The 22,338-nt window shown below is 74.7% G+C and carries 19 protein-coding genes; 10 read left to right on the top strand and 9 right to left on the bottom strand.

Going from position 1 to position 22,338, the window contains the following annotated elements; all coding sequences use genetic code 11:
* The first annotated feature begins 8 nt into the window (after nt 1-8).
* Together ACTWM8_RS14520 and ACTWM8_RS14515 are read left to right on the top strand one after the other, a co-directional pair.
* The gene (locus ACTWM8_RS14520) at nt 9-1,214 is read left to right on the top strand and encodes a PucR family transcriptional regulator (protein ID WP_446214296.1); all 1,206 of its coding nucleotides are present in this window, start codon (nt 9-11) and stop codon (nt 1,212-1,214) included.
* 59 nt (nt 1,215-1,273) lie between these two features.
* Entirely contained in the window at nt 1,274-2,905 is a 1,632-nt protein-coding gene (locus tag ACTWM8_RS14515) for a copper resistance CopC/CopD family protein (protein ID WP_446214295.1), read from the top strand.
* 270 nt (nt 2,906-3,175) lie between these two features.
* Here the strand turns inward: ACTWM8_RS14515 and ACTWM8_RS14510 are convergent, their stop codons facing one another.
* The 4 genes from ACTWM8_RS14510 to ACTWM8_RS14495 are packed head-to-tail and all read right to left on the bottom strand — an operon-like array spanning nt 3,176 to nt 7,972.
* Nucleotides 3,176-4,810, bottom strand: coding sequence for a glycoside hydrolase family 43 protein (locus ACTWM8_RS14510; RefSeq protein ID WP_446214294.1), 1,635 nt, complete (start codon nt 4,808-4,810; stop codon nt 3,176-3,178).
* 26 nt (nt 4,811-4,836) lie between these two features.
* Entirely contained in the window at nt 4,837-5,766 is a 930-nt protein-coding gene (locus ACTWM8_RS14505; RefSeq protein ID WP_446214293.1) for a carbohydrate ABC transporter permease, read from the bottom strand.
* Entirely contained in the window at nt 5,763-6,686 is a 924-nt protein-coding gene (locus ACTWM8_RS14500; protein ID WP_446214292.1) for a carbohydrate ABC transporter permease, read from the bottom strand. The genes ACTWM8_RS14505 and ACTWM8_RS14500 overlap by 4 nt, the downstream gene beginning before the upstream one ends.
* A complete protein-coding gene (locus ACTWM8_RS14495) occupies nt 6,683-7,972 on the bottom strand; it encodes an ABC transporter substrate-binding protein (RefSeq protein ID WP_446214291.1) in 1,290 nt (429 codons plus the stop codon). The genes ACTWM8_RS14500 and ACTWM8_RS14495 overlap by 4 nt, the downstream gene beginning before the upstream one ends.
* Before the next feature lie 231 nt (nt 7,973-8,203).
* On the opposite strand from ACTWM8_RS14495, the gene ACTWM8_RS14490 reads away from it, so the two are divergent.
* The 7 genes from ACTWM8_RS14490 (at nt 8,204) to ACTWM8_RS14460 (ending at nt 16,302) form a co-directional block, all read left to right on the top strand.
* On the top strand, nt 8,204-9,217 hold the full coding sequence (locus tag ACTWM8_RS14490) for a LacI family DNA-binding transcriptional regulator (protein ID WP_154936984.1): 1,014 nt from the start codon (nt 8,204-8,206) through the stop codon (nt 9,215-9,217).
* Between the two features lie 144 nt (nt 9,218-9,361).
* Complete coding sequence (locus ACTWM8_RS14485) at nt 9,362-10,087, top strand: hypothetical protein (RefSeq protein ID WP_446214290.1); 726 nt, start codon at nt 9,362-9,364, stop codon at nt 10,085-10,087.
* 125 nt (nt 10,088-10,212) lie between these two features.
* A complete protein-coding gene (locus ACTWM8_RS14480) occupies nt 10,213-10,725 on the top strand; it encodes a DUF6529 family protein (RefSeq protein ID WP_446214554.1) in 513 nt (170 codons plus the stop codon).
* A gap of 22 nt (nt 10,726-10,747) precedes the next feature.
* Nucleotides 10,748-11,188: a Rieske (2Fe-2S) protein gene (locus ACTWM8_RS14475; protein WP_446214289.1), complete on the top strand. Its 441-nt coding sequence runs from the start codon at nt 10,748-10,750 to the stop codon at nt 11,186-11,188.
* 402 nt (nt 11,189-11,590) lie between these two features.
* Entirely contained in the window at nt 11,591-12,658 is a 1,068-nt protein-coding gene (locus ACTWM8_RS14470) for a hypothetical protein (protein WP_446214288.1), read from the top strand.
* A 270-nt stretch (nt 12,659-12,928) separates the two neighbouring features.
* A complete protein-coding gene (locus tag ACTWM8_RS14465; RefSeq protein ID WP_446214287.1) occupies nt 12,929-13,609 on the top strand; it encodes a hypothetical protein in 681 nt (226 codons plus the stop codon).
* 260 nt (nt 13,610-13,869) lie between these two features.
* Nucleotides 13,870-16,302 (top strand): NACHT domain-containing protein, encoded by a 2,433-nt coding sequence (locus ACTWM8_RS14460; protein ID WP_446214286.1) that lies wholly within the window; start codon nt 13,870-13,872, stop codon nt 16,300-16,302.
* A 148-nt stretch (nt 16,303-16,450) separates the two neighbouring features.
* On the opposite strand, the gene ACTWM8_RS14455 is transcribed toward ACTWM8_RS14460, so the two are convergent.
* On the bottom strand, nt 16,451-17,641 hold the full coding sequence (locus ACTWM8_RS14455; protein WP_446214285.1) for an ROK family transcriptional regulator: 1,191 nt from the start codon (nt 17,639-17,641) through the stop codon (nt 16,451-16,453).
* Between the two features lie 221 nt (nt 17,642-17,862).
* On the opposite strand from ACTWM8_RS14455, the gene ACTWM8_RS14450 reads away from it, so the two are divergent.
* Nucleotides 17,863-18,036, top strand: coding sequence for a hypothetical protein (locus tag ACTWM8_RS14450; protein WP_446214284.1), 174 nt, complete (start codon nt 17,863-17,865; stop codon nt 18,034-18,036).
* A 54-nt stretch (nt 18,037-18,090) separates the two neighbouring features.
* Here the strand turns inward: ACTWM8_RS14450 and ACTWM8_RS14445 are convergent, their stop codons facing one another.
* From ACTWM8_RS14445 to ACTWM8_RS14430, 4 genes are all read right to left on the bottom strand, one after another.
* Nucleotides 18,091-18,717 carry a TetR/AcrR family transcriptional regulator gene (locus tag ACTWM8_RS14445; RefSeq protein ID WP_446214283.1) on the bottom strand — a complete coding sequence of 209 codons (627 nt, stop codon included), beginning with the start codon at nt 18,715-18,717 and terminating at the stop codon, nt 18,091-18,093.
* A 276-nt stretch (nt 18,718-18,993) separates the two neighbouring features.
* Nucleotides 18,994-20,265 (bottom strand): ABC transporter substrate-binding protein, encoded by a 1,272-nt coding sequence (locus tag ACTWM8_RS14440; protein ID WP_446214282.1) that lies wholly within the window; start codon nt 20,263-20,265, stop codon nt 18,994-18,996.
* A 53-nt stretch (nt 20,266-20,318) separates the two neighbouring features.
* Nucleotides 20,319-21,458, bottom strand: a complete 1,140-nt coding sequence (locus tag ACTWM8_RS14435; RefSeq protein ID WP_446214281.1) for a branched-chain amino acid ABC transporter permease — start codon at nt 21,456-21,458, stop codon at nt 20,319-20,321.
* On the bottom strand, nt 21,455-22,333 hold the full coding sequence (locus ACTWM8_RS14430) for a branched-chain amino acid ABC transporter permease (protein ID WP_446214280.1): 879 nt from the start codon (nt 22,331-22,333) through the stop codon (nt 21,455-21,457). The genes ACTWM8_RS14435 and ACTWM8_RS14430 overlap by 4 nt, the downstream gene beginning before the upstream one ends.
* Nucleotides 22,334-22,338: the final 5 nt, after the last annotated feature.

Raw genomic sequence — 22,338 nt, 5'->3', positions numbered from 1 at the left:
GCGGAAGCGTGTCCGACGCGCTCATCGACATCGAGCCGGGGCTCGCCGCCCTCCCGCCGACGGTCGGCGCGCACCTCCGCGGGCTGCGGTCACCCCTGCACGGGCGGATCCTCGCGACCGTCCGCGCGGCCATGCGGGCGCAGGGCCGGTCGCTGACCGGCGGGCAGGGGCAGGGCCTCACCCTCGGCGTCGAGACCGCCGTCGACGCGTTCGTCGAGGCGGTCGCCGATCCGGGCCGCGACCTCGCCGCCACCCGGGCGGTGTTCCACGCCCTCGGCCGCACCGAGTACCGGGAGGGCCACCGGGTGGACGCGCTGCGCACCGTCCTCACCCTCGGCGCCCGGGACATCTGGGCCTTCCTGGTGGAGAACGCCGGCCCGGCCGGCCCGGCACCGGGCGACCTGTACGTCATCGCCGGTGCGCTCTTCGGCTTCGCCGACGCCCTCGCCGGCGCGGCGGCGGAGGGGTTCCTCGACGAGCAGCGCGACGCCGCGCAGGACTGGGCGACCACCCGGCGCCGGCTGATCACCCTGCTGGTGCAGCCCGAGGCGCCGGCCGAGAGCGCGCTGCACGCGGCGGCCGACGCGGCCCGCTGGTCGCTGCCCCGCAGCGTCGCCGTGGTCAGCGTCGACGGCACCGACGCCGAGCACCTGGCGCGGTCCACCGGCGGGGGCGCGATCGCCACCGTCATCGACGACGCCGTACGGCTCGTCCTGCCCGACCCGGGCACGCCCGGACGGCTGGCCCGCGCCCGGCAGGCGCTGTCCGGTCGGCGGGCGGCGCTCGGGCCGACCGTCGAGCTGGGCCGGGCCCGGCTGTCGTACCGGCTCTCCCGCCGCGCGCTGGCCCTGCAACACGACGGCGTGCTCCCGGCGGGGCCGCTCGGTTGCGACGAGCACCTGCTGACCCTGCTGATGGCGTGGGAGCCGGGCCTCGCCGACCGGCTGACCGCCGTCGGGCTGGCCGCGTTGGACGGCGTCCGGCCCGCCGGCCGGCAGGCACTGGCCGAAACACTGCACAGCTGGCTGCGCCGGCAAGGGCAGGTGGTCGCCGTCGCCGAAGAGCTGCACACCCACCCGCAGACCGTGCGGTACCGGATGCGCCGGCTGCGTGAGCTGTTCGGCCCGGCGCTGGACGATCCCGACGCCCGGCTCACCCTGCAACTCGCCCTCCGGCACCGGTTGAGCCGGCCCGCCGGGGCCGACGGCCGCTGATCCGGCCCCGGTGCGCGCCCGCGTTGAACCGTACGGCCGTCCGATCCGAACCACTGGTCGTGCGTAACCGAACCGCCGCGCTGCTGGGGCTGCTGCTCGCCCTGCTGTCCGTCCCGCTGACGCCGCCCGTCCCCGCCGCCGCCCACGCCGCGCTGGTCGCCACCAGCCCGGTACGCGACGCGGTGATCGGTTCCCCGCCCCGGGAGGTGGTGGTGACCTTCAGCGAGCCGGTGTCCCCCGTCGCCGGGCGGGTGCAGGTCCTCGGCCCGGACGGGCGGAAGGTCCACACGGGTGAGCCGGTGGTGCGCGGCGGCACCCTGCGCATCCCGGTCCGGGTGCCCGACCGGCCGCTCGGCACCTACCTGGTCAGCTACCGGGTGATCTCGGCCGACAGCCATCCGGTGGCCGGCAGCTTCACCTACTCCGCCGGCGCCCCGTCGGCGACTCCCCCGCCGCCCGACGGGCGGACCCGGACGAGCGGTGCGCTGGCGCCGGCCGCCCGGTACGTCGGCTACCTGGGGCTGGTGCTGGCCGTCGGTCCGGTGCTGCTGGCCGTCGGGATGTGGCCGCGCCGGCGCTCCCGCCGCCCGGCCGTGGTGGCCGCCTGGGCGGGGCTCGGCCTGGTCGTGGTGGCCACCGTCGGGCAGTGGGTGGCGCAGGCCGCGGACATGGTGGGAGCGCCGGTCGGTGAGCTGTCCCTGGCCGACCTGGGGGCGGTGGGCGCCAGCGACGTCGGCCCGGTGCTGGGCGCCCGGCTGGCCCTGGTCGCCGTGGCCGCGGCGCTGCTGCCCGCCGTCGTGGCCGGCCGGTCGGGTGGGGGGCGGCGGGCCGCACTGGCGGTGGTCGGCGGCGCCGCGCTGACCACCTGGCCGTTGGCCGGGCACCCGGTGGCCGCGCCGCTGCCCCCGGTCAGTGTCGCCGTCGGCGTGGTGCACCTGGCCGCGATGGCGGTCTGGGCGGGCGGGCTGCTCACCCTGGTGGCGTTCCTGCTGCCCGGCCTGCACGAGCGGGTGCGCGCCCGGGTCCTGCCCGCCTGGTCCCGGCTGGCCACCCTCGCGGTGTGCTGGCTGGTCGCCAGCGGCGTCGCCCAGGCCGCGGTCGAGCTCGGCCGGCCCGCCGCGCTGCTCGACACGACGTACGGGCGGCTGCTGTGCGGCAAGGCCGCCCTGCTCGCCGTGGTGTTGGCGGTCGCCGCCGGGCAGCGACGGCTGGTGCGCCGGGGGCTGGCGGCGGGCCGGCCGCGCCGGGTCAGCCGGGCGGCGGGAGTCGAACTGGCCGCCACCGCGCTGGTGCTGGCCCTCAGCGCCGTGCTGGTGCAGGCGCCGCCGGGCCGCACGGCCGGCACCGAGGCCGCCCGGGCCAGCCGGGAGGGGGTCGCCCAGACGCTGACCAGCGGCCTGTACACCTTGCAGTTCGACGTCTACCCGGTCCGGGTCGGGACGCCGAACTCGCTGCACGCCTACGTCTACACCCCGCAGGGCCAGGCGCTGCCGGTCGTGGAGTGGACGGTCAGTCTGGCTCTGCCGGCGGCCGGCGTGGAAGCGGTCCGGGTGCCGGTCGACACGCCGGAACCGCACCATGCCAGCGCGGAGATCACCTTCCCGGTCCGGGGCGAGTGGACGCTGCGGTTCACCGCCCGGACCAGCGACGTCGACCAGGCCACCGTCACCGCCACCGTGCCGGTCGGCTGAGGCACCCCCGGGACACGGGCGAGCCCGCCGCCGGCCAGGCCGGCAGAGCCGCCGGGCACGCTGGCTGAGCCGCCGGGCACACCGGCTGAGCCCCCGGGGCACGCCGGCTGACCCCCGCGGCACGCCGGCTGAGCCGCCGGAACCGCCGGCTGAGCGGCCGGGTACGCCGGCGCGGGTGCCCGCCGTCGCCGAACAGCGCCCCGCCCCGGTCGGCGCTCCGGCCCGCACCCGGCGCGCCGACCGGGTGTCCCGGTGGCGGGCGTTCCTCGGTCAGTCGACGGCCACGCCGGTGTGCCAGGTCGCCGAGTCGAAGTCGGCGTACCCGCCGTCGGCGCCGATGTCCTGCACCCAGAGGCCGGCGAACGCCCCGGTGAAGCCCCAGCCCGTCGGCTCACCGTCCACCGCACGGGCGGCGTGCTCGTCGGAGAGGATGGTGGCGTCGAGCACGGGCGACAGGGGCCGCCACCCGTCGCCGAGGTCGTACCAGAACCGCAGGGTCGGCCCGTCGAAGACCACCCGCAGCCCGATCCGCGCGCGCCGCCCCAGCCGCACGGTCGCCTCCGGGTACGCCGTGCGCCGGCCGGAGTCGCAGCTGAGCACCTCCAGCACCGGCTCCCCCGCGTCGTCGAGGCTGACGTAGGCGTAGTGCCAGTTGCGGCTGTTGTAGTAGCCGGTGATCCCGGCCAGCTGGCGGAAGGTCTCCGGCCGGAACTCCAGCACGGTGGACAGGGCGCAGCGCGGGTCGGTGACCCGGCGGGCGACCACGCTGGGCCGGTGCCGCCCGACCGGTGACTGGCCGCCGACGATCCGCAGGTGGGAGGGGCGGGCGGCGAGGTCGACCCAGTCCGGGGTGGCCGGGCGGCGCAGGGTGGACCAGGCCGGCCCGAGGGTGGGGGCGTCGAAGTGGTCGGTCGCCGGCTCCGCCGGCCACGGCGCCGGCGGCAGGTCGGGGGCGGCCACCACGTCGGCCGGTACGCCCCCGCTCACCCGGGGCCACCCGTCGGCGCTCCACTCGACCGGTTGCAGGGCGGTCTCCCGGCCCAGCACGCAGTTGCCCAGCGGGGTGTAGGGGCGGCCGGTGAGGTGGGCCAGGTACCACCGGCCGTCGCCGGTCTCGACCAGGCTGCCGTGGCCGGCCTTCTGCAACCGCAGCTCCGGCCGGCCGTGCGAGCTGATCAGCGGGCCCGCCGGGTCCGGCCGGTACGGGCCGAACAGCGACCGGGAGCGGGCCACCGTCGCCTGGTGCTCCCAGCTGGTGCCGCCCTCGGCGGTGAGCAGGTAGTACCAGCCGTCGCGGCGGTAGAGGTGCGGCCCCTCGGTGACCCCGGCGGTGGTGCCCTCGAAGATCAGCCGGGGCGGGCCGACAAGCCGCCCGGCCACCGGGTCGTACCGCTGGATCTCGATGCCGCCGAACGAGTCGCGCCCGGGGCGCCAGTCCGCGCGCATGGCCAGCAGCCAGGTGCCGCCGTCCTCGTCGTGGAAGAGCGACGGGTCGAAGCCGTGCGCGTGCACGGGCACCGGGTCCGACCAGGGGCCGGTGACGTCGGGCGCGGTGACCATGTAGTTCTGCGGATCCCAGTAGCCGCCGGCGAAGCTGGCCACGTCGGTGTAGACGAGGTGGAACCGCCCGTGCGCGTACGACAGGCAGGGCGCCCAGACGCCGCACGAGTCGCCGACGCCGGTGAGGTCGAGCAGGCGGCGCTCGGTGAGGATGCCGCCGAGCGGTCGCCAGTGGACCAGGTCCCGGGAGTGGTGCAGCCGCACCCCCGGGTACCACTCGAACGTCGAGGTGGCCAGGTAGTAGTCGTCCCCCACCCGCAGGATCGACGGGTCGGGGTGGAAGCCCGGCAGCACCGGGTTGTGGATCAGACGGGTGGTGGTGGGCGTGGTTACCCCGCTGGTCATGGGGAGGTCTCCTCGTGGGGGGCGGGTCACTTGCCGAAGCCGGCGGTGAGGCCGCCGAGCAGGTGACGCCGGCCGAACAGGTAGAGGGTGAGCACCGGCAGGGCGGAGAACACCACCAGCGCCATCAGGCCGGGAACGTCGGTGCCGAACTGGTTCTGGAAGTTCCACAGCCCGAGCGGCAGCACCCGCTGCTCGGGGCTCTGGGTGAGCACGAGGGGGAAGAGGAAGCCGTTCCAGGCGCCCAGCCCGCTGAAGATGCCGATGCTGACCAGGCCGGGCCGGGCCAGCGGCACCACGAGCCGGGTGAAGGTGCGCGCCGGGCCCGCCCCGTCGACCGTCATCGCCTCGTACAGCTCGTCGGGGATGTCGCGCAGCGTGCTGGTGAGCACGACGACCGACATGGGCAGGGAGAACGCCACGGTGGGCAGGATGATCGCCAGCAGCGAGTCGTAGAGCTGGAGCCGGGTGATGATCAGGTAGATCGGGACGACCACGGCCTGGGCGGGGATGGCCAGGCCGAGCAGGAAGAGCGAGAACCCGACCCGCACGGCCCGACTCGTACCGCGCACGATCGCGTACGCCGCGGGCAGCGCGAGCGCGAGCACCAGCACGATCGTCGCGGCGGTCACCACCGCGCTGTTGAGCAGCAGCCGGGCGAAGCCCTGCCCCAGCACCCGGCCGTAGTTGTCGAGGGTCAGCGTCCTGGGCAGGGCCAGCGCGCCGTCGTTGAGGTAGCCGTCGGGGGTGCGCAGGCTGGTGACCAGGATGTAGTAGAGCGGCAGCACCACGACGAGCAGCCACAGGGTCGCCCCGACCCCGGCCGGCAGGTTCACCGGCCCGCGGGCACGCGCCCGGCCCGGGGCGGGCGGCAGGTCGGCGCGTACCCCCGTGGTGGCCGGCGCGGACGTGCCGCGCGTCGGCGGCGGCGCCGGATGCACGGACTGGGGGTGTCTCACAGGCCCTCCCGGTCGCTGGCCATCCGGTGGTAGCCGGTGGCGCGGACGATCAGCACCGACAGCACGGTGCCGACGGCCACCAGCAGCACCGACAGCGTGCTGGCGTAGCCCATGTCGAAGCCGACGAAGCCCTTGATGTACATGTGCAGCGGCAGCACCCGGGTCTCGGTGCCCGGCCCGCCACCGGTGAGCAGCAGGATCGTCTCGAAGTAGGTGAGCGATCCGACGATCATCAGCACCGAGGAGGCGACGATCGTGTGGCGCAGCAGCGGCAGGGTGATCGACCGGAACTGGCGTACCCGGTCGGCGCCGTCGATGGCCGCGGCCTCGTAGAGGCTCGCGGGGATCTGCCGGACGGCGGCCTGGTAGATCAGCGTGTGGGACGGGACGAACTGCCAGGCGATGACGAGGGCGACCACGTACAACGCGCGGTCCGGGTCGCCGATCAGGTTGCCGTCGGGCGCGCCCAGCCAAGGCCCCAGCGTCGCCGCGGCGCCGAAGTTCGGGTCCAGCAGGGACAGCCAGGCGAGCGCGATCGCGGCGGTGGAGAGCAGCAGGGGCAGGAAGAAGGCCGCCGAGAGGATGGCACGGTTGCGCTGCGGCGCCGCCGCCCAGACGCCCAGCAGCAGCGCCAGCGGGGTCTGCACCAGCCAGCACAGCGCCGTCAGCAGCAGCGTGGTCCAGATCCCGTGGGTCAGGTCGGCGTCTTCGCGCAGCGCCCGCCAGTTGTCCAGGCCCGTCCACACCGGATCGCCGAGCCCGTTCCAGCGGGTCAGGCTGAGGTAGGCCACGACCAGGATCGGCGCCAGCCCGAAGGCGGTGAAGAACAGCCCGGCGGGGACCGCCCAGAGCGCGCCCGGCCGGCCGTGCCGGCGCCGGTCCGCCGGGGCGCGGCCGAGGGCCGGCACGGCCGCGGTCACCGCGCCTTCCCCAGCGCGGCGACGAACTCCGCCGGGGTGAGCTGGGAGAGGAAGAGCTTCTGCAGGTTGGTCAGCAGCTCGCTGCCGACCGAGGGCGGCAGCGCCTGGTCCCAGGACTGGGTGAACGACGACGCGCCGGACACCAGCTGGTAGGTGAAGGTGGTGAACTCGGCGCCCGGGGTGCCGGCCAGCTTGGTCTCCACGCCCTTGACCGCCGGTACCTGCCCGGCCGCGATCAACCCCTTCACGTACGACTCGGAGGTCAGGGTCCGCTTCAGGAAGTCGACCGCCGTGTCGGGGTGCTTGGAGCTGGCGGACACCGAGTAGTAGTTGCTCGGGTTGCCGACCACCGCCGTCGGGTCCCCGGCGCCGTCGGCGACCGTCGGGAAGGGCAGCCAGCCCAGCTTGCCGTCCTTGACGAAGGCCGGGTTGTTGGTCAGCTGGGCGGAGTACTCCCAGCTGCCCATGAGGAACATGGCCGCCTTGCCGGTGGCGAAGAGCTTGGAGGCGCCGGAGTTGTCATAGTTGATCGAGGCGAAGTTCGCGCCGAACGCGCCCCGCTTCGCCAGCTCCTGGCACATCGCGGCGGCCCGCACGACCGCCGGGTCCGACCAGGCGTCGGCCGCGCCGGCGGCGATCGCGGCGAACTTGTCGGGCCCGCCCACCCGGTCCAGCAGGTACTCCAGGTACATCAGTTCGGTCCAGCCCTGCGAGCCGGGCAGCGCGATCGGGGTGACCCCCTTCGCCTTCAGCGCGTCGACCACGGCCAGCAGCTGGTCGTACGTCTTCGGCGGCTCGAGCCCGGCGGCGGCGAAGACGCCCTTGTGGTAGTAGAGGATCACCGGCTGGATCCCGTTCATCGGCAGGGCGTACTGCCGGCCGTCGACCTGCCCCACCGACAGCACGCTCGGCAGGAACGCGGCGGAGAGGTCGGCCGTCCGGTCGGTCAGGTCGACCACCTGGCCGGCCTTGACGAACTGGGCGAGGTTGCCGCCGCCCCAGTTGAAGAAGACGTCCGGCCCCTGCGGCGACCCCATCGCGACCTGGAGCTTCTGCTTGTAGGCGTCGTTGACGTACGTGGTGAACTGGATCTTGTTCTCGACGCCGGAGTTGTAGGCGTCGATGGCGGGCTTGACCACCTTCTGGTATTCGGCGTCCTGCAGAGCCCAGAGCTGAAGCTGATCGCCCCCGCCCGGTCCGGAGTTGCCGCACGCGGCGAGCGAGCCCAGCACGCCGGTGCTGAGCAGGGCTGCGGCCGTACCACCCAGGAAATCGCGTCGACGCATGGCCGATCACCGTCCTCTCCACGACCCGGCCGCGCCCGACCGGACACCTCGACAAGTTTCGGGAAAGTTTCGATTTCGAGGCAGACTAGGCAGCGCCGCGAGATCGGGTCAAGAGGTCGCTGTCGATGGAACGGCAGCGGAATCTAACGGATCGGACACGTCGGTGCGCAGTCTTCGAAACTTTCGGGATACGATCGAGGGCAGGGCACATCGATCGCCGAGGAGAGTGGCATGCCGGACCAGCGGGCGACCCTGTCGGAGATCGCGGCCGCCGCCGGCGTGTCCGTGCCCACCGTCTCGAAGGTGCTCAACGGCCGGCCGGACGTCGCGCCCACCACCCGGCAGAAGGTGCAGGACCTGCTCGACCGGCGCGGCTACACGGCCCGGCGGGCCACCTCCTCCGGTGGCGCCGGCCTCATCGACCTGGTCTTCCGCGACCTCGGCAGCCCCTGGGCGATGCAGATCCTCGACGGCGTCGAGGAACTGGCCTACCGGGCCGGCATGGGCGTGGTGGTCTCCGCCGTGCACGGCCGGCACCGCACCCGCCCCGATCGGCGCTGGATCGAGCAACTCTCCGCCCGCCGCTGCGACGGGGTGCTGCTGGTGCTCTCCGACCTCTCCCCCAGCCAGCAGAGCCAACTCGACGAGCTGGGCATCCCGGTGGTCATCATCGACCCGGCCGGGCAGCCCGGCGCGGGCATCCCGTCCGTCGGCGCGACGAACTGGGCCGGTGGCGTCGCCGCCACCGAGCACCTGCTCGGCCTCGGCCACGACCGGATCGCCGTGATCGGCGGCCAGCCCACCGTGCCGTGCAGCCGGGCCCGCGTCGACGGCTACCGGGCCGCGATGAACGCGGCGGGCCGCAAGATCCCCGCCGGTTACGTCCGGCACGGCGACTTCAACGCGCCGTCCGGATACCGGGAGATGAACGCCCTGCTCGACCTCTCCCGCCCGCCCACCGCCGTCTTCGCCTGCGCCGACCAGATGGCCCTCGGCGCCTACGAGGCGCTCTACGAGCGCGGCGCGCGGGTCCCCGACGACGTGAGCATCGTCGGCTTCGACGACCTGGACGCCGCCCGCTGGTCGGCCCCGCCGCTGACCACCGTCCGCCAGCCGCTGACCGAGATGGCCGGGATGGCGACCCGGATGCTGCTCGCGCTGATCGCCGGCGAGGAACTGGACAGCCACCGCATCGAGTTGGCCACCCCGCTGATCGTCCGGCAGAGCACCCGCCGGCCGGCCTGAGCGCAGCCCCACCTTTCCGGGTCCGCAAGCCCGGCGCCGCCGCGGCTGCTCCCGGCCGTGCCGGCGGAATTGCCTCCACGGATCGGCGCGCGGATTGAACGACCGGCGCCCCGGCACCGTACGACCGGGTGAAGGGAGCTGCTCATGAAGCGCATCACCCCGTTGCTGACCCTGCTGACCGGGGCCGGGACGGCCGCCGTGCTGTTCGCGATGAGCGCCCAGGCGGCGCCGCGTACGGTCCAGCCGGCGGCCGGCGCCACCCCCTCGGCCAGCGCCACGGCCCCGCCCGACGCGCCCCCGACACCACCGGCCGACCCGACCGGGCAACCGCCCGCGCAGCCGTCCGAGCAGCGCAGCCGACCCGGCGCTCCCACCACCGCCCCGGCCACGCCGGTCACCGCGAACTGGACCGGCCGGCTCGACAGCGGCGCCACCATCGCCATCACCGCCACCAAGGGCACGGCCGTGGCGTATGTCTGCGACGGCCGCCGGCTGGAGATCTGGCTGCGGGGCACCGCCGCGGACGGCCGGCTGAAGCTGACCGGCAAGAAGGGCGCCACCCTCACCGGCACGATCGGCGACGGCGACGTCACCGGCGAACTGGCCGTCGGCGACAAGCGGTGGAGGTTCACCGCCAAGGCCGGCGCCACGCCCGCGCCCGTGCTCTACCGGGCCACCGCGCAGACGCGCCGGGCCGGCGTCGACGGCGGCTGGATCATGCTGCCGGACGGCTCCCAGATCGGCGTGCTCACCCGCGACGGCTCCCCGGCACCGGCCCCGCCGCTCGACCCGGCGTTCGGCACCACGATCGTCGACGGCAGCACCGTCACCGCCCAGCCGGTGGCCGGCGTCCCGGAGACGGCGGAGTGAGAATCGGTCCCCGGCACGGCGTCGACGCGGACTCCGCCGACGACACCACGCCGGTCGTGCACGTACGGTTCGACCCGGCTCCCGCGCCGGACCGCCCCGCCACGTTCGGTGCGCCTCGGGCGTCGCTGCTCGTTCCGTTGCTGGTCGGCGCGGCCGTCGCGGTGGCCACGGGCGTCTACGGTCGGCTCCACACCCCGACCGGCATCGCCGTCAACCTGGCCGGCTTCTCCGGCCCACAGGCGGTGAAGGTGTGGCTGGGCAGCGGCGCGGCGTTCTTCGCCGTCCTCCAGTTGCTCTCCGCGCTGGCCATGTGGGGCCGGCTGGGCGGCTTCTCCCCGTCCTGGGCGGCCACCGCGCACCGCTGGTCGGGCCGGATCGCGTTCCTGCTGACCGTGCCGGTGGCGGTGCACTGCCTCTACGCGCTCGGCTTCGCCGACCACGAGCCGCGCACCCTGCTGCACTCGCTGCTCGGCTGCCTGTTCTTCGGCGCCTTCACCACCAAGATGCTCGCCCTGCCCCGGCCGGGCCTGGCCGGCTGGGTGCTGCCGGTGATCGGCGGGGTGGTCTTCACCGTCCTGATGGGCATCTGGCTGACCTCGTCGCTGTGGTACTTCACCACGGTCGGCGTCGGCACCTGAGGTACGAGAGGAAGGCGAGGACATGGTCGACGACCGCGATCCCGGCTGCCCGTCCCGGCGGGCGATGCTGGCCGGTGCCGGCGCGGCGGGTCTCACCGCCCTGCTGACCGGCTGCCAGACGTACGGCGAGGCCGCGGCCCCGGCCCTCGAGGCGACCGGCCCGGCGGGCGGAGCGGCGAAGCCGCTGGCCACGGTGGCGGACATCCCCGTCGGCGGCGGGAGGATCTTCGCCGCCCAGGGGGTGGTGGTCACCCAGCCCACCGAGGGCACCATCAAGGCGTTCTCGGCCAGGTGCACCCACCAGGGCTGCACCGTCACCGCCGTCCGCGACCGCACCATCGTCTGCGCGTGCCACAACAGCGTCTTCGACATCGCCGACGGATCGGTGCGCAGCGGACCGGCCGGTCAGCCGCTACCGGAGGCGGCCGTCTCGGTCGAGGGGAACAGCATCCGGCTGGCCTGACCGGGCGGGGCGGGCCGCGCGTTCAGGTGCCGGGGGTGACCGCCCGCAGCCGGTGCCGAGCCGGCGCCGGGCCGGTGCCGCGTGGGGGGACCGGGCCCTCGTCCACTCCGAACAGGTGCGCCGTCGCGGTGCTCGACGCGCCATGGGCCGGCCGGCCGCCACCGGCGACCGCGTCCCGCCGAGGCCAGCCACCGGCGCCCTGTCGCCAAACTCCCGGATGGACGCCGGTCGGCCGCCGCTGCCCAGCGGCCGGGAGGTGTCGGCCTGACCAGCGGCACAGAAACCTGATCAGCGGCACAGAAAACTGCGCGCCGCGCCGCGCGCTCTCTGTTACCGCACCGGCGCTTTCGGTAGAGTCCCCGGTGTCGGCCCTCCGGGACGGCTGAGGTCGGGGGTGCGGCGATGGGCGTGCGCAGCGGGCGGCTGGGGCCTCTCGCGCTGCGCCTCGGGCTCGTGCTCGGCGCCACCGCCTGCGCCTGGATCGGCTACGAGGCGGGCGACGACCACGCCGCGCGCGCCGACGCGCCGCCCGTCGTCCCGGCGACCGACACCCTCCACGCGACGCCGCCACCGAAACACCGGACAACCCCGCCCGCCGGCCCACCGACCCGATCCGTCCCGTCGCGCGCGGGGGCGCCGGAGACCGTGGCCGCGCGCCCGAGCGGGCCGCCGCGGGATCGGGTGGCGGCGCCGCCGTCCGCCGCCGTCGACCGGGTGGCCACCCCCGTGGTGGGGGCTCCGCCCGCCGTGCTCGACCCGGTGGCCGGCCCCGTCCTCGGCGCCCCGCCCCCCGTGGTCGACCCATTGCTGCGCGGCCTCCACCCGGTGCCCGGGCCGAAGAAACCCGTACCCGGGCCGAAGAAACCCGTACCCGGGCCGAAGAAACCCGTACCCGGGCCGAAGAAGCCCGCGCCCGGGCCGCACAAGCCCGTACCCGGGCCGCACAAGCCCGTACCCGGGCCGCACAAGCCCGTACCCGGGCCGCACAAGCCCGCGCCCGGGCCGCAGAAGCCCGCGCTGGAGGCGCTGCGTCCGGCCAACGGCACCCCGCCCGCCAGGCGGGCACCCGGGGCGGACGGCACGGCCAGGCAGGCGCCCAGGGCGAAGGGCGCGGTCGGGCGACCATCCGATGCGGCCACGACCGCCCCGCCGACACCATCTGCCGCGATGCCGCTCACCGGCCAACCCTGGATCGGCGCGGCCCTGGCCGGCCCGGCACGGACGAGGGCGGCCGCGTGGGCGCCGGCGGACGCCAGCGCCGATCCGGTCCGACCCGAGGTCATCCCGCACCGCGGCGAGCCCGCCACCGACACCGGCGGCGCGGGGTCAGCCGGCGGTGTCCACCAGCCCGTCGCCGACGCCTCGACGGTCGCCTGGACGCCGCCCGCCAGCGGACTGCGGCTCTGCCAGCCGGACGGTCCCGCTCCGCTGCCGTCCCGCTGTCCCCGGCCCGGGAGCAGACCCGCCTGACGCCGTCCGCCGACGCGACGTGGGGTCCACCTCGTCGTGGCGGCGCCGCCGTCGCCTCGGATCGGGTCCGACCCGACGGCCGTCGCCACCCCGCTTCCCCCGCCGCCGCCGGCCGCGCGTCCCTGTCTCTCACCGCTCCGGCGTCCGCCGGACTGACGGCCCTACGCGGGCCCCGCGTCGCCGACCACACCAGCGCCTGGTGTCACCGGGCCACCGGCGTCGGCCACGCCTGCCGTACCCCCGATCATGATCTTGATCAGGAGTCACACCATGAGCTACCCGATGCCCGTCGCCCGCGCCCGCTGGTGCGACGTCGGCCGGACCGTCGACCTTGTCACCGCGAGCCTCGCCACCACCGTGCTCGGCGCCTGGCTGGTCCCCGACGAGCAGCGCAGGCCGCTCGTGCTGGCCGCCGTGGCCCGGATCTGGACCGAACACGCGCTGCTGGTCGGCGACGTGTTCCTGCTGCGCGCCGGCACGGCCGCCACCGTCTGGTTCCACCGCTACCGCCCCATCCCGCAGCCCGCCCGCTACGAGGAACGGCTCGCGCTGGCCTGCGGCGCGGACCACGAACGGTTCCTCCTCCTCGACCAGGCCCTGGCCGCGCACCGCCCCACCGAGGCGCACCACCACCTGGCGATCCTGGCGGTGCCGCCCGGCCCGGACCGTGCCGCGCGGGCCCATGCCGTCCTCGCCGGCAGTCAGCGGTGGATGGACACGCTCGGCCTGCCGACGTACGCGGAGACCTTCAGCGACGGCCACCGCGCCCTGCACGGTCGGCACGGGTACCTGGAGCGCGACGGCTTCCCCCTGCTGAACGGGATGCTGGTGCACCCGATGTGGCGTCCGGCGTCGCAGCCTGGGCGACGGGGCGCCAACGTCGCCCGCTGGCCGGCCGCGCGACCGCCCCGACCGGAGCAGAACCGGGCGCGGGAGTGGGTCGCGAGATGACCGGGTGCGCCGCCGCACCGTCCCAAGCGGACCAGCGGTGACCCTCGTCCAGGGGCGTGCACCGAGCCGGCGATGTCGCACCGCGAGTTCCCTCGCGACGTGGGTCCCCGCTGTCGTGACATGGGCGCCACGGCGACCACGTGCCGGGCGGAACGGCCAGGAGGCGGTGGCGGAACGGGCACCGAGCGCTGCCCCACCGCCCGTCCACTATGGCCTACGGCGATCTGGCGGATACGGCCGGTCACCGCGATGATGACAGCATGTGGCCGCGCCGTCGCTCGGGATCGCCGTCACTGCTCCTCTTCTCCGTGCTCAACGCGGTCAACTCGTCCGCCGTCGCGATCGCCGTGAACGTCGCGACCGCCGAGTTCCCGCAGGCGCACGGGTGGACGGACAACTTCACCGTGATGGCCTCGATCGTGGCGGCGGTGACCGTGGTCAGCGCCGTGTCGGCCTGGCTCGATCGGAGAGCCGACGCGGCGTCCGCACCGCCGCGTGCGCCGGACACGCCGGCCGCCGCCGGCCCGATGACGACCCGGCAGCGCTGGATCCTCGCCGTCGGCGCCGTCACCCTGACCTCCGGGCTGGCCACCTTCATCTGGCTGGGGGCGGGGCTGAGCGGGCGGGAGCGGCTGACTGTCGTCCTGACCCTGGTCGTTTTCGCCGTCTGGGCCTGGCTCGTGGCATGGTGGGCGGTGAGGGCGGGACGGCCGCACCCGACCGCCGAGGCCACCCGGACCGGGGAGGCGGGCATCACCACGAGAAGACGTGTGCTGCAGCGCGTGGACCAGTGGTGGGTACGCGACGCGCTGCACCGCTCGCTGCAACAGGCGGTACGCCTGGCCGTGGCGCTCGACGCCCAGCCCGACGCGGTCGAGGCGTACGAGGGACCGACGCAGGCCGCCCTGCAAAGACTGGGCGAGCCCGAACCGCTGCCCGACGGGACCCGCCTCGTCGACGTCTACGACGCCGGCCGCCGGGTCCTGCTGATCGGCCGACCGGGCTCCGGCAAGACCACCCATCTGCTGCAGCTCACCGAGGAACTCCTGCGGCGAGCGCGGGACGACGAGGACAGTCCGGTGCCGGTGGTGCTGCTGCTGTCCCGGTGGCGCACCAACCACCCGGACTTCTGCTCGTGGGCGAGCGCCGAGATCGGTGAACGCTACGGTGTCGCCCCCGCCGAGGTGCGACAGTCCCTGGACGACGGGCGGATGATCCTGCTCCTCGACGGCCTCGACGAGGTCGACGGCGACTACCAGGACGCCTGCCTGGAGGCGATCAACTCGTTCGCCAGGGCGGAGAACTTCGCGGCCACCGGCATGGTGGTGACCTGCCGGTCGCAGGACTACGAACGCCTGCACCGCCTCGCCTTCGACACCGCACTCGTGGTGCGGCCGCTGAGCCGCGGCCAGATCGACCGGGCGCTGCGCTCCGCCGGCGCCGACCTGGACACCTTCCGGCACTCCCTGGACCGGGACGAGACGCTGCGCGAACTGCTGACCACGCCACTGATGCTCGGCGTGGCCACGATCGCCTACCGCGGCGCGACCCCCGACCTGCTTCCGGCCGGCGGGGACAGCGACGCGCACCGCGAGGTGCTCTACCGACTCTTCGTGCAGCGGATGCTGACCCGCCGGCGCAGCCTGCGCGGCCGGCCGGAGGCGGACGGCGCGAGCTTCCCGCCCCGCGAGGCGCGCTGCGCGCTGATCTGGCTCGCGCGGCTGATGCGCCGCCGGAGCCAGACGGTGTTCTACCCGGACTGGCTCACGCCGGCCTGGCTGCCGGGCCGGCATCCCGAGTGGACGCTCCCGCCGGCGCGGGGTCTCGCCGCCCGGCTGGCCCGGCGGCTCGGGTGGGACCACACCAGCACCGGGCTGGTCGGCGGTGGTCTCGCCGCCCTGATCGGGGCCGTCGCCACGATGCCCTTCGGCGCCCTGATCGGCGGGGTACGGGGCGCGGTCGTCACCGCGGCGGGCGCCGCCGCGTTCTTCGGCCTCGGCATCGGGCTCACCTTCGGAGTGCTGCTCCAGGTGCCCCGGCTCAACCGCCTCTTCGTGCCCTTCATCGGGCGGGAGGAGAGCACCGCCTACGCCGCCTCCGAGTGGACCACCTCGGCGCGGTCCGCGGCCATCGGCTTCCTGTTCTGGTCGGCCTTTGGCGCGGTGGTGGTCGGCGTCCCGGTGGCGCTCTCGTCCACCTGGCCGGCCGCCGCGCTGATCGCGCTGACCCTCGGCACGGGTGGGGGGCTCAGCGGCGGCAGCGTGCCCGACTTCGCCAAACCGCCGGCGTCGCCCGGCCATGCCCTGCGCGCCTCGCTGCGCCGGTTCACCCGGCTGATGATGATCCTCCTCGCCCTCGTCGCGGCCTTGCTGGCGGTCACCTTCGCGCTGCGCGGCCCCTGGTTCGCCGTCGTCGCCGCCCTGCCGATGACCGTCGCCCTGATGCTGACGGCGGGGCCGGGCCGAGCCTGGCTGCGCCACCGGGCGGTCAGCTTCGGCATCGCCCGGTCCGGGCTGCTGCCGCCGAACCTGGTCGACTTCCTCTCCTACGCCGACGACCGGGTCGTCATGCAGCGGGTCTTCGGCGGGTACGCCTTCATCCACCGGACCCTGCGCGACCACCTGGCCGACGAGGATCCCTTCGACCGGCTCCCGGAGCCGGGCCGACGGGTGCTGGCCGAGGAGGTCGGCTGACTGTCCGCGCGCCGGCGAGGGCCGGAGCCGGCTGCGGCGCTACGCCTGGTTCGGGCTGCCCGCCGGCGACAAGGACCGGTCCGGGCTGTTCCGCGACGGCCCGGTCGCCACCGAGGTCGGCCACGCCTTCCAGCGGGACCGGTGACGGTCAGTCCCGTACGCCGCCCGAGGCGAGCAGCCGGGCGATCGGCAGGGTCGCCGCGCCCAACGCCACCGCGTCCACCCCAAGCCGACCGAGCTGGATCGACGCCTGCTCGTACGGCTGGCGCAGCGCCTGCCGGCCGGCGGCCGCCCGGATGGCCGGCAGCAGATCGCCGAGGGCCACGGCGGCCCAGCCGCCGAGCACCACCCGCTCCGGATTGAACAGGTTGATCAGGTTGGCCACCCCGGCGCCCAGGTAGCCGGCGGTCTCGTCCAGCACCCGCCGGGCGGTGGCCGAGGTGGCCGCCGCCTCGACCAGCGCGGCGAGCTGGGACTCCTCGTCGTCGCCGGGCACCGGCCGACCCCGGCGGGCCTCCCGGTAGCGGTCGATGATCGCCTCGGCCCCGACGTACGCCTCCAGGCAGCCCCGGGCGCCGCAGCGACAGGCCCGGCCGCCGTACACCAGGGTGGTGTGCCCCCACTCGCCGGCGCTGCTGGACGCCCCCCGGTAGGTGATCCCGTTGGTCACCACGGCCGCGCCGACGCCGGAGCCGACCAGCGCGAACACGGCGTGCCGGGCGCCCCGGCCGGCGCCGAACCACATCTCCGCCTGGCCGAGGGTCTTGGCCCCGTTGTCGAGGTACAGCGGCAGGTCGGTCCCGTCGGCGATCAGCCGTTGCAGCGGGACCCCGTCCCACCCGAGCGCCTGGGCGTGCACCACCGCCTGGACGCCCTGCTCGACCACCCCGGAGACGCCGATGCCGACGCCGAGCACGTCGGCCGCCGCGACGCCCGCCCGGGCGGTCACCGCGTCGATGCCGGCCAGCACGTGGCCGGCCACCGCGGCGGGCTCGGTGCGGGCCGGGTCCAGCGGGTACTCGCTGCTGGCCAGCAGCGTCATCGCCAGGTCGAAGAGCTCGACCCGGACCCGGGTCTCCCCCACGTTGACGCCGATCACGGCGGCGAACCCCGGCGCGACCCGGAGCATCATGCTCGGCCGCCCCCCGTCGGAGGAGGCGGCGCCCGCCTCGACGACCAGCCCCTCGTCGATCAGGTCACCGACGACGTTGCTCACCGCGGGCTGACTCAGCCCGCTGCTGCGCACCAGGTCCTGCCGGGTCAGCGGGCCGTCGAGGAAGACCTTCGTCAGCAGGGTGGACCGGTTGCGCAGCCGGAGCCCCCGGTTCGTCGCTCGCACCAGCTCCACTCCCCACCTCGCATCCCGTCCGCCGCCCGGGGCGACTGTACGTCCCCATGCTTGACGGCCCTTCGGAGGCGGTCCCGGCGCGGCTGACGGTCCGGTTTCACCGCGAACCACCAGCGGTCCCGGCGGTACCGTGGACAGCGGTCCCGCCGGGACCAGCGTGGGAGGGACTCATGGCGGGTGCAGCCCGAGGTCGAGGGCCTCGGCGCGGCGTGGTGCGAGTTCACCTGGCAGGACGGCAGGACCGCATCGCCGCCCGCTGGGAGATCTCCCGCGACGACGTGACCTGGGACCTCGACTTCGAGCTGACCTACGTCCGCGACCGACGCGACGGCAGCGGGCCAGGCCTGGCCGCCGGGGCCCAGCCGGTCAGCGACCCGTCCATGTAGGACGGCAACGTTCGGGGAACCAGCGGCCGGGGGCGGTGACGCCGACCGGGCGGGCTACCGCAGCCCGGCGGCGATGGCGTCGACGAGCAGCGCGCCCAGGATCCGCGTCAGGGTCGCCCGCGCCGCCTCGACGTCCAGGCCCATCGCGTCGCGCATCATCGACCAGGCCGACCAGGTGCTCGCCACGGTCAGCGCGTCGAGCAGCTGCTCGCGTCCCGGCCCGGCGTGCGCCAGCTCCGGGCCGAAGACGGTCTCGATCTCGCCGCGTGCCCGGGCGATGTTGCCCTCGCGGTTGCGGCGCAGCTGCGGCGAGAACGGCTCGCGCAGCGCGGAGGCGCGGGCCGAGGGTGCCAGCACCTCCAGCATCCGGGCGCGCTGGGCGCTGAACTCCCCGATCCGCCGGGTCAGCGGCAACTCCGGCGAGATCGGCCGGACCATCGACTCCTGCCGCTCGCTGACCCGCCGGCCGGTCGCGGCGAACAGGGTCTCCATGTCCTTGAAGTTGGTCCACAAGGTACGCAGCGACACCCCCGCGCGTTCGGCGATGCGCTCCCCGGTGGGCCGGAGGTCCCCCTCGTCGATCAGCGCGAGGTGTGCGTCGACGATGGCGGTCCGGGTACGCTCGGCGCGCGCCGAGCGCCCGTCCACCCGTGCCGGCCCGTCGGCGTCCACGTCGATCATGTGATGGTCCCCTGTCGTAGGCCGATACCGAGAATCTGCACCGGCAGTGTATCGACATACGGCAACCGGGGTTCGGAGGGCGTTCCCTCCGCCGATCCGCGGCCGATCCGGCCCGACAATGCGCACCGCAGGTGCGACCTGTTGGCCGCAGCGACCGGCACGTGGTCGACCAGGCCCAGCTGGCCGCGCTCGCCGCGACGACAACCGGGCCGCCACCGTCGGGTGGCGGCCCGGGTCGGACCGCCGCGCGGCGGGGTGGCCGGCGGCGGTCGCGGATCAGCTCGTCGGGATCGCCTCCGCCGGCGGCGCGGCCGGCGCACCGGTCAGCTCGGTGACGGCGCCGTCACCGTCGTCGGTGGTGTAGGTCGGGCCGAAGTACGACTGGACGCCGTTCTGCACCTTGTTCATCCGGACGCCGCTGTAGCCGGCGTGGACGTCCTTGCTGTAGCGGAACGGAGTCAGGCCCGGCCCGGTGAAGCCGCCCTTGCGCACCGCATCGACCAGCTTCTCGCGGGTCAGGTCCTTGCCGGCCGCCAGCAGCGCCTGCACGAAGGTGTACGCCATCGAGTAGCCGTAGACGGCGTTGCCGTCGATCGGGTTGGCGGCGTTGTACCGCTGGTGGATCTTGGTGTACTCCTGGATCCACGGGTTGCTCGGGTCGTTCGCCATCGGCAGGTAGTTGTCGGCGATCATCCCCTCGAGGATCACCTTCTTGTCGCCGAGCTGGTTGGAGAGCGTGGTGTAGTCGGCGCCCACGTTGGACACCACCCACTGCGCCCGGAACCCCTGCCCGGCGGCCTGGCCCATGGCCAGCGCGGTGAAGCCGGGGATACTCGCCGAGATCACCACCTGGCAGCCGGCCGCCTTCAGCGCGCCGATCGCCGGTCCGACCTGCGGATTGGTGGGGGTGTAGGTCTGCTTGGCGGTCACCGGCCCGAGGATCTTCTCCACCCCGGCGAGGGAGTCGCGGCCGAAGTCGTCGTTCTGCCCGAAGTGGCACACCTTCTGGCCGGGGAACTGCTGCTTGACGAAGGTGGCGAGGACCTTGCCCTCGACGGTGTAGTCGGGCTGCCAGCCGAAGGTGGTCGGGTACTTGTCGGGCTGGTTCCAGTTGCGGCTGCCGGAGGAGACGAAGAGGTCGGGCACCTTCTGCGTCTTGACGAACTCCAGCACGTTGGTGTGGGTGGGGGTGCCGAGGCCGCCGAGGAGCGCGAAGACCTTGTCGTCGAGGACGAGCTTGCGGACGACGTTGTCGGTGTTCGCCGGGTTGTAGCCGTCGTCCATCACCTTGTAGACGATCTTCCGGCCGTTGACGCCGCCCTTGCTGTTGATGTGCTCGAAGTACGCCTTGGTGGCGGCGGAGATCTTCGAGTAGCCGGCCGCGGCGGGGCCGGTGAGTGGCTGGTGGGTGCCGATCACGACCTCGGTGTCGGTGACGCCCGGGACGTTCTCGGCCGCCTGCTGCTCGTCGTTGGCGCAGGCCGACGCGCCGACCAAGAGCGCGAGGCCGGCAGCGGCCGCGAGTACGCGGCGTGTGGTGGGATCCATGGTTCTCCATTCCGGTGCGGGTGCGAAACGGGGGTGGGGTGGAACCGAGTGAGTCAGGGGTGCGGGGTCCGGCGGCCCGGCCGGAGGCGTGCGGTGAGCGTGCGGGCGGCGCCCTGGAGGCCGCCCGGGGCCGCGAGCATGACGACGATGAGGATCAGACCGAACACGGCGAGGGCCAGGTTGCCCTCCAGCCGCTGGGCGAGGCCCGCCGGCAGCGTGAAGGTGTCGGTGACGAGGCTCGGCAGGTCCTGCAGGGCCACCAGCAGGACGGCTCCCCAGACCGCCCCGGCGAGGCTGCCCAGCCCACCGATCACGATGGCCATCAGCAGGAACAGCGACAGGTCGAGGGAGAACTTGCCGGGGGCCACGGTGGCGGTCAGCACCGCGTACACGCCCCCGCCCAGCCCGGCGCAGGCGGCGCTCACCACGAAGGCGAGCACCTGGTTTCGGGCGACGTGGATGCCGGAGAGCCGGGCGGCCACCTCGTCGTCCCGGACGGCGCGCAGCGACCGGCCGAACCGGCTGCGCACCAGGTTCGCCATGAGCAGCATGGTCAGCAGCGCGGCGAGCAGCGCGACCCAGGCCAGCCACCGCTCCGGCTGGAAGTACGCGCCGAGGAACGCCGGTGGCGCCTCCGCCGGGAAGCGCAGCCCCTGCTCGCCGTTGAAGACGCCGGTGAAGATCGTGGTGATCGCCGGGACCAGGGTGGCGACGGTGAGGGTCACGCCGGCCAGGTACGGCCCACGCAGCCGGGCGGCGGCCAGCCCGATGACCAGCCCGGCCGCCGCGGTCACCGCGACCGCGGCCAGCAGGGACAGCGGCAGGATCCACCGGCCCTGCACCGCGCGCGCCTCGAAGCCCCGCTGGACCAGCGCGACGGTGTACGCGCCGGTCGCCATCAGGGCGCCGTGCCCGAGCGAGAGCTGGCCGTTGAGCCCGACCAGGACGGTGTAGCCGGCGGTGACGCAGAGGAACGCGCAGACCCGGGCCACCTGGAGGTTCTGGTACGGCGGCAACTGGTTGGTCAGCAGCACGACGAGCGTCCCGGCGAGCACGACCGGGGCCAGGTGGCGCAGCAGCGTGGAGCCGCCCGCCTTGGTGGCGTCCGGCGGGCCGGGCAGCAGCCGGCGCAGCGGTGACGGCCGGCCGGGTGGCGGTTCGGCCGTGGACACGTCGGGCTGGGTGGTGGTCACACGTGCCTCGCTCTCGCGCCGGAGAAGAGCCCGCCGGGGCGGACCAGCAGGACCGCCAGCAGCAGGACGAGGACGGCCAGCGGCGTGGTGTCCGGGCCGAGGTAGCCGGTGACGTAGGACAGGATCACGCCGACCAGCAGGCCGCCGACCACCGCCCCGGCCGGGCTGTCCAGGCCGCCGACGACGGCGGCCGTGAACGCGACGACGAAGACCAGGTCCATCGCGTGCGGGTGCAGCCCCAGCCCGGTGGGGATGACCAGCATGCCGGCGAGGGCGCCGACCGCGGCGGCCAGCGCCCAGCCGATCGTGAGCATCCGGTTGACGTTCACCCCGAGCAGCCGGGACACCTCGGGAGCGAAGGCGGAGGCCCGCATCCGCAGGCCGATCGGCGTACGGGTGAACAGCAGCGCGAGCAGCACCACGACCACCAGGACGGCGCCGAGGACCCACAGGTCGTACGGGGACAGTGCGGCGATCCCGCCGATCGACAGGGCGTCGGTGTCGAACGGCGCGGCCGCCGGCCGGTACTCGTTGCCGAAGACCATGCCGAGCACCGCCTGGATCAGCAGCACCAGGCCGAGGGCGACGATGACGTCGTTGAGCGGGTTGGCGTGGCCGACGAAGCGCATCAGCACCCGTTCGACGAGCGCGCCCAGCGCGAGGCCGGCGAGGACGGCCGCCCCGAGGCCGAGCCAGTATGAACCGGTGGCGGAGGCGACCGCGTAGCCGACGTAGGCCGTCGTCACCGCCATCGCGCCCTGCGCGAAGTTGACCAGACGGGCGGCCCGCCAGATGAGTACCAGGGCGAGGGCGAACGCCGCGTAGACGGCGCCGGTGGACAGTCCGTCGAAGGTGAGGAACAAGAACCGGTCCAAGCGCG

The sequence above is a fragment of the Micromonospora sp. IBSANI012 genome, assembly GCF_052814045.1.
Note: the sequence above shows the minus strand (reverse complement) of the source record. Positions and strands in the feature narration are given on the sequence as shown.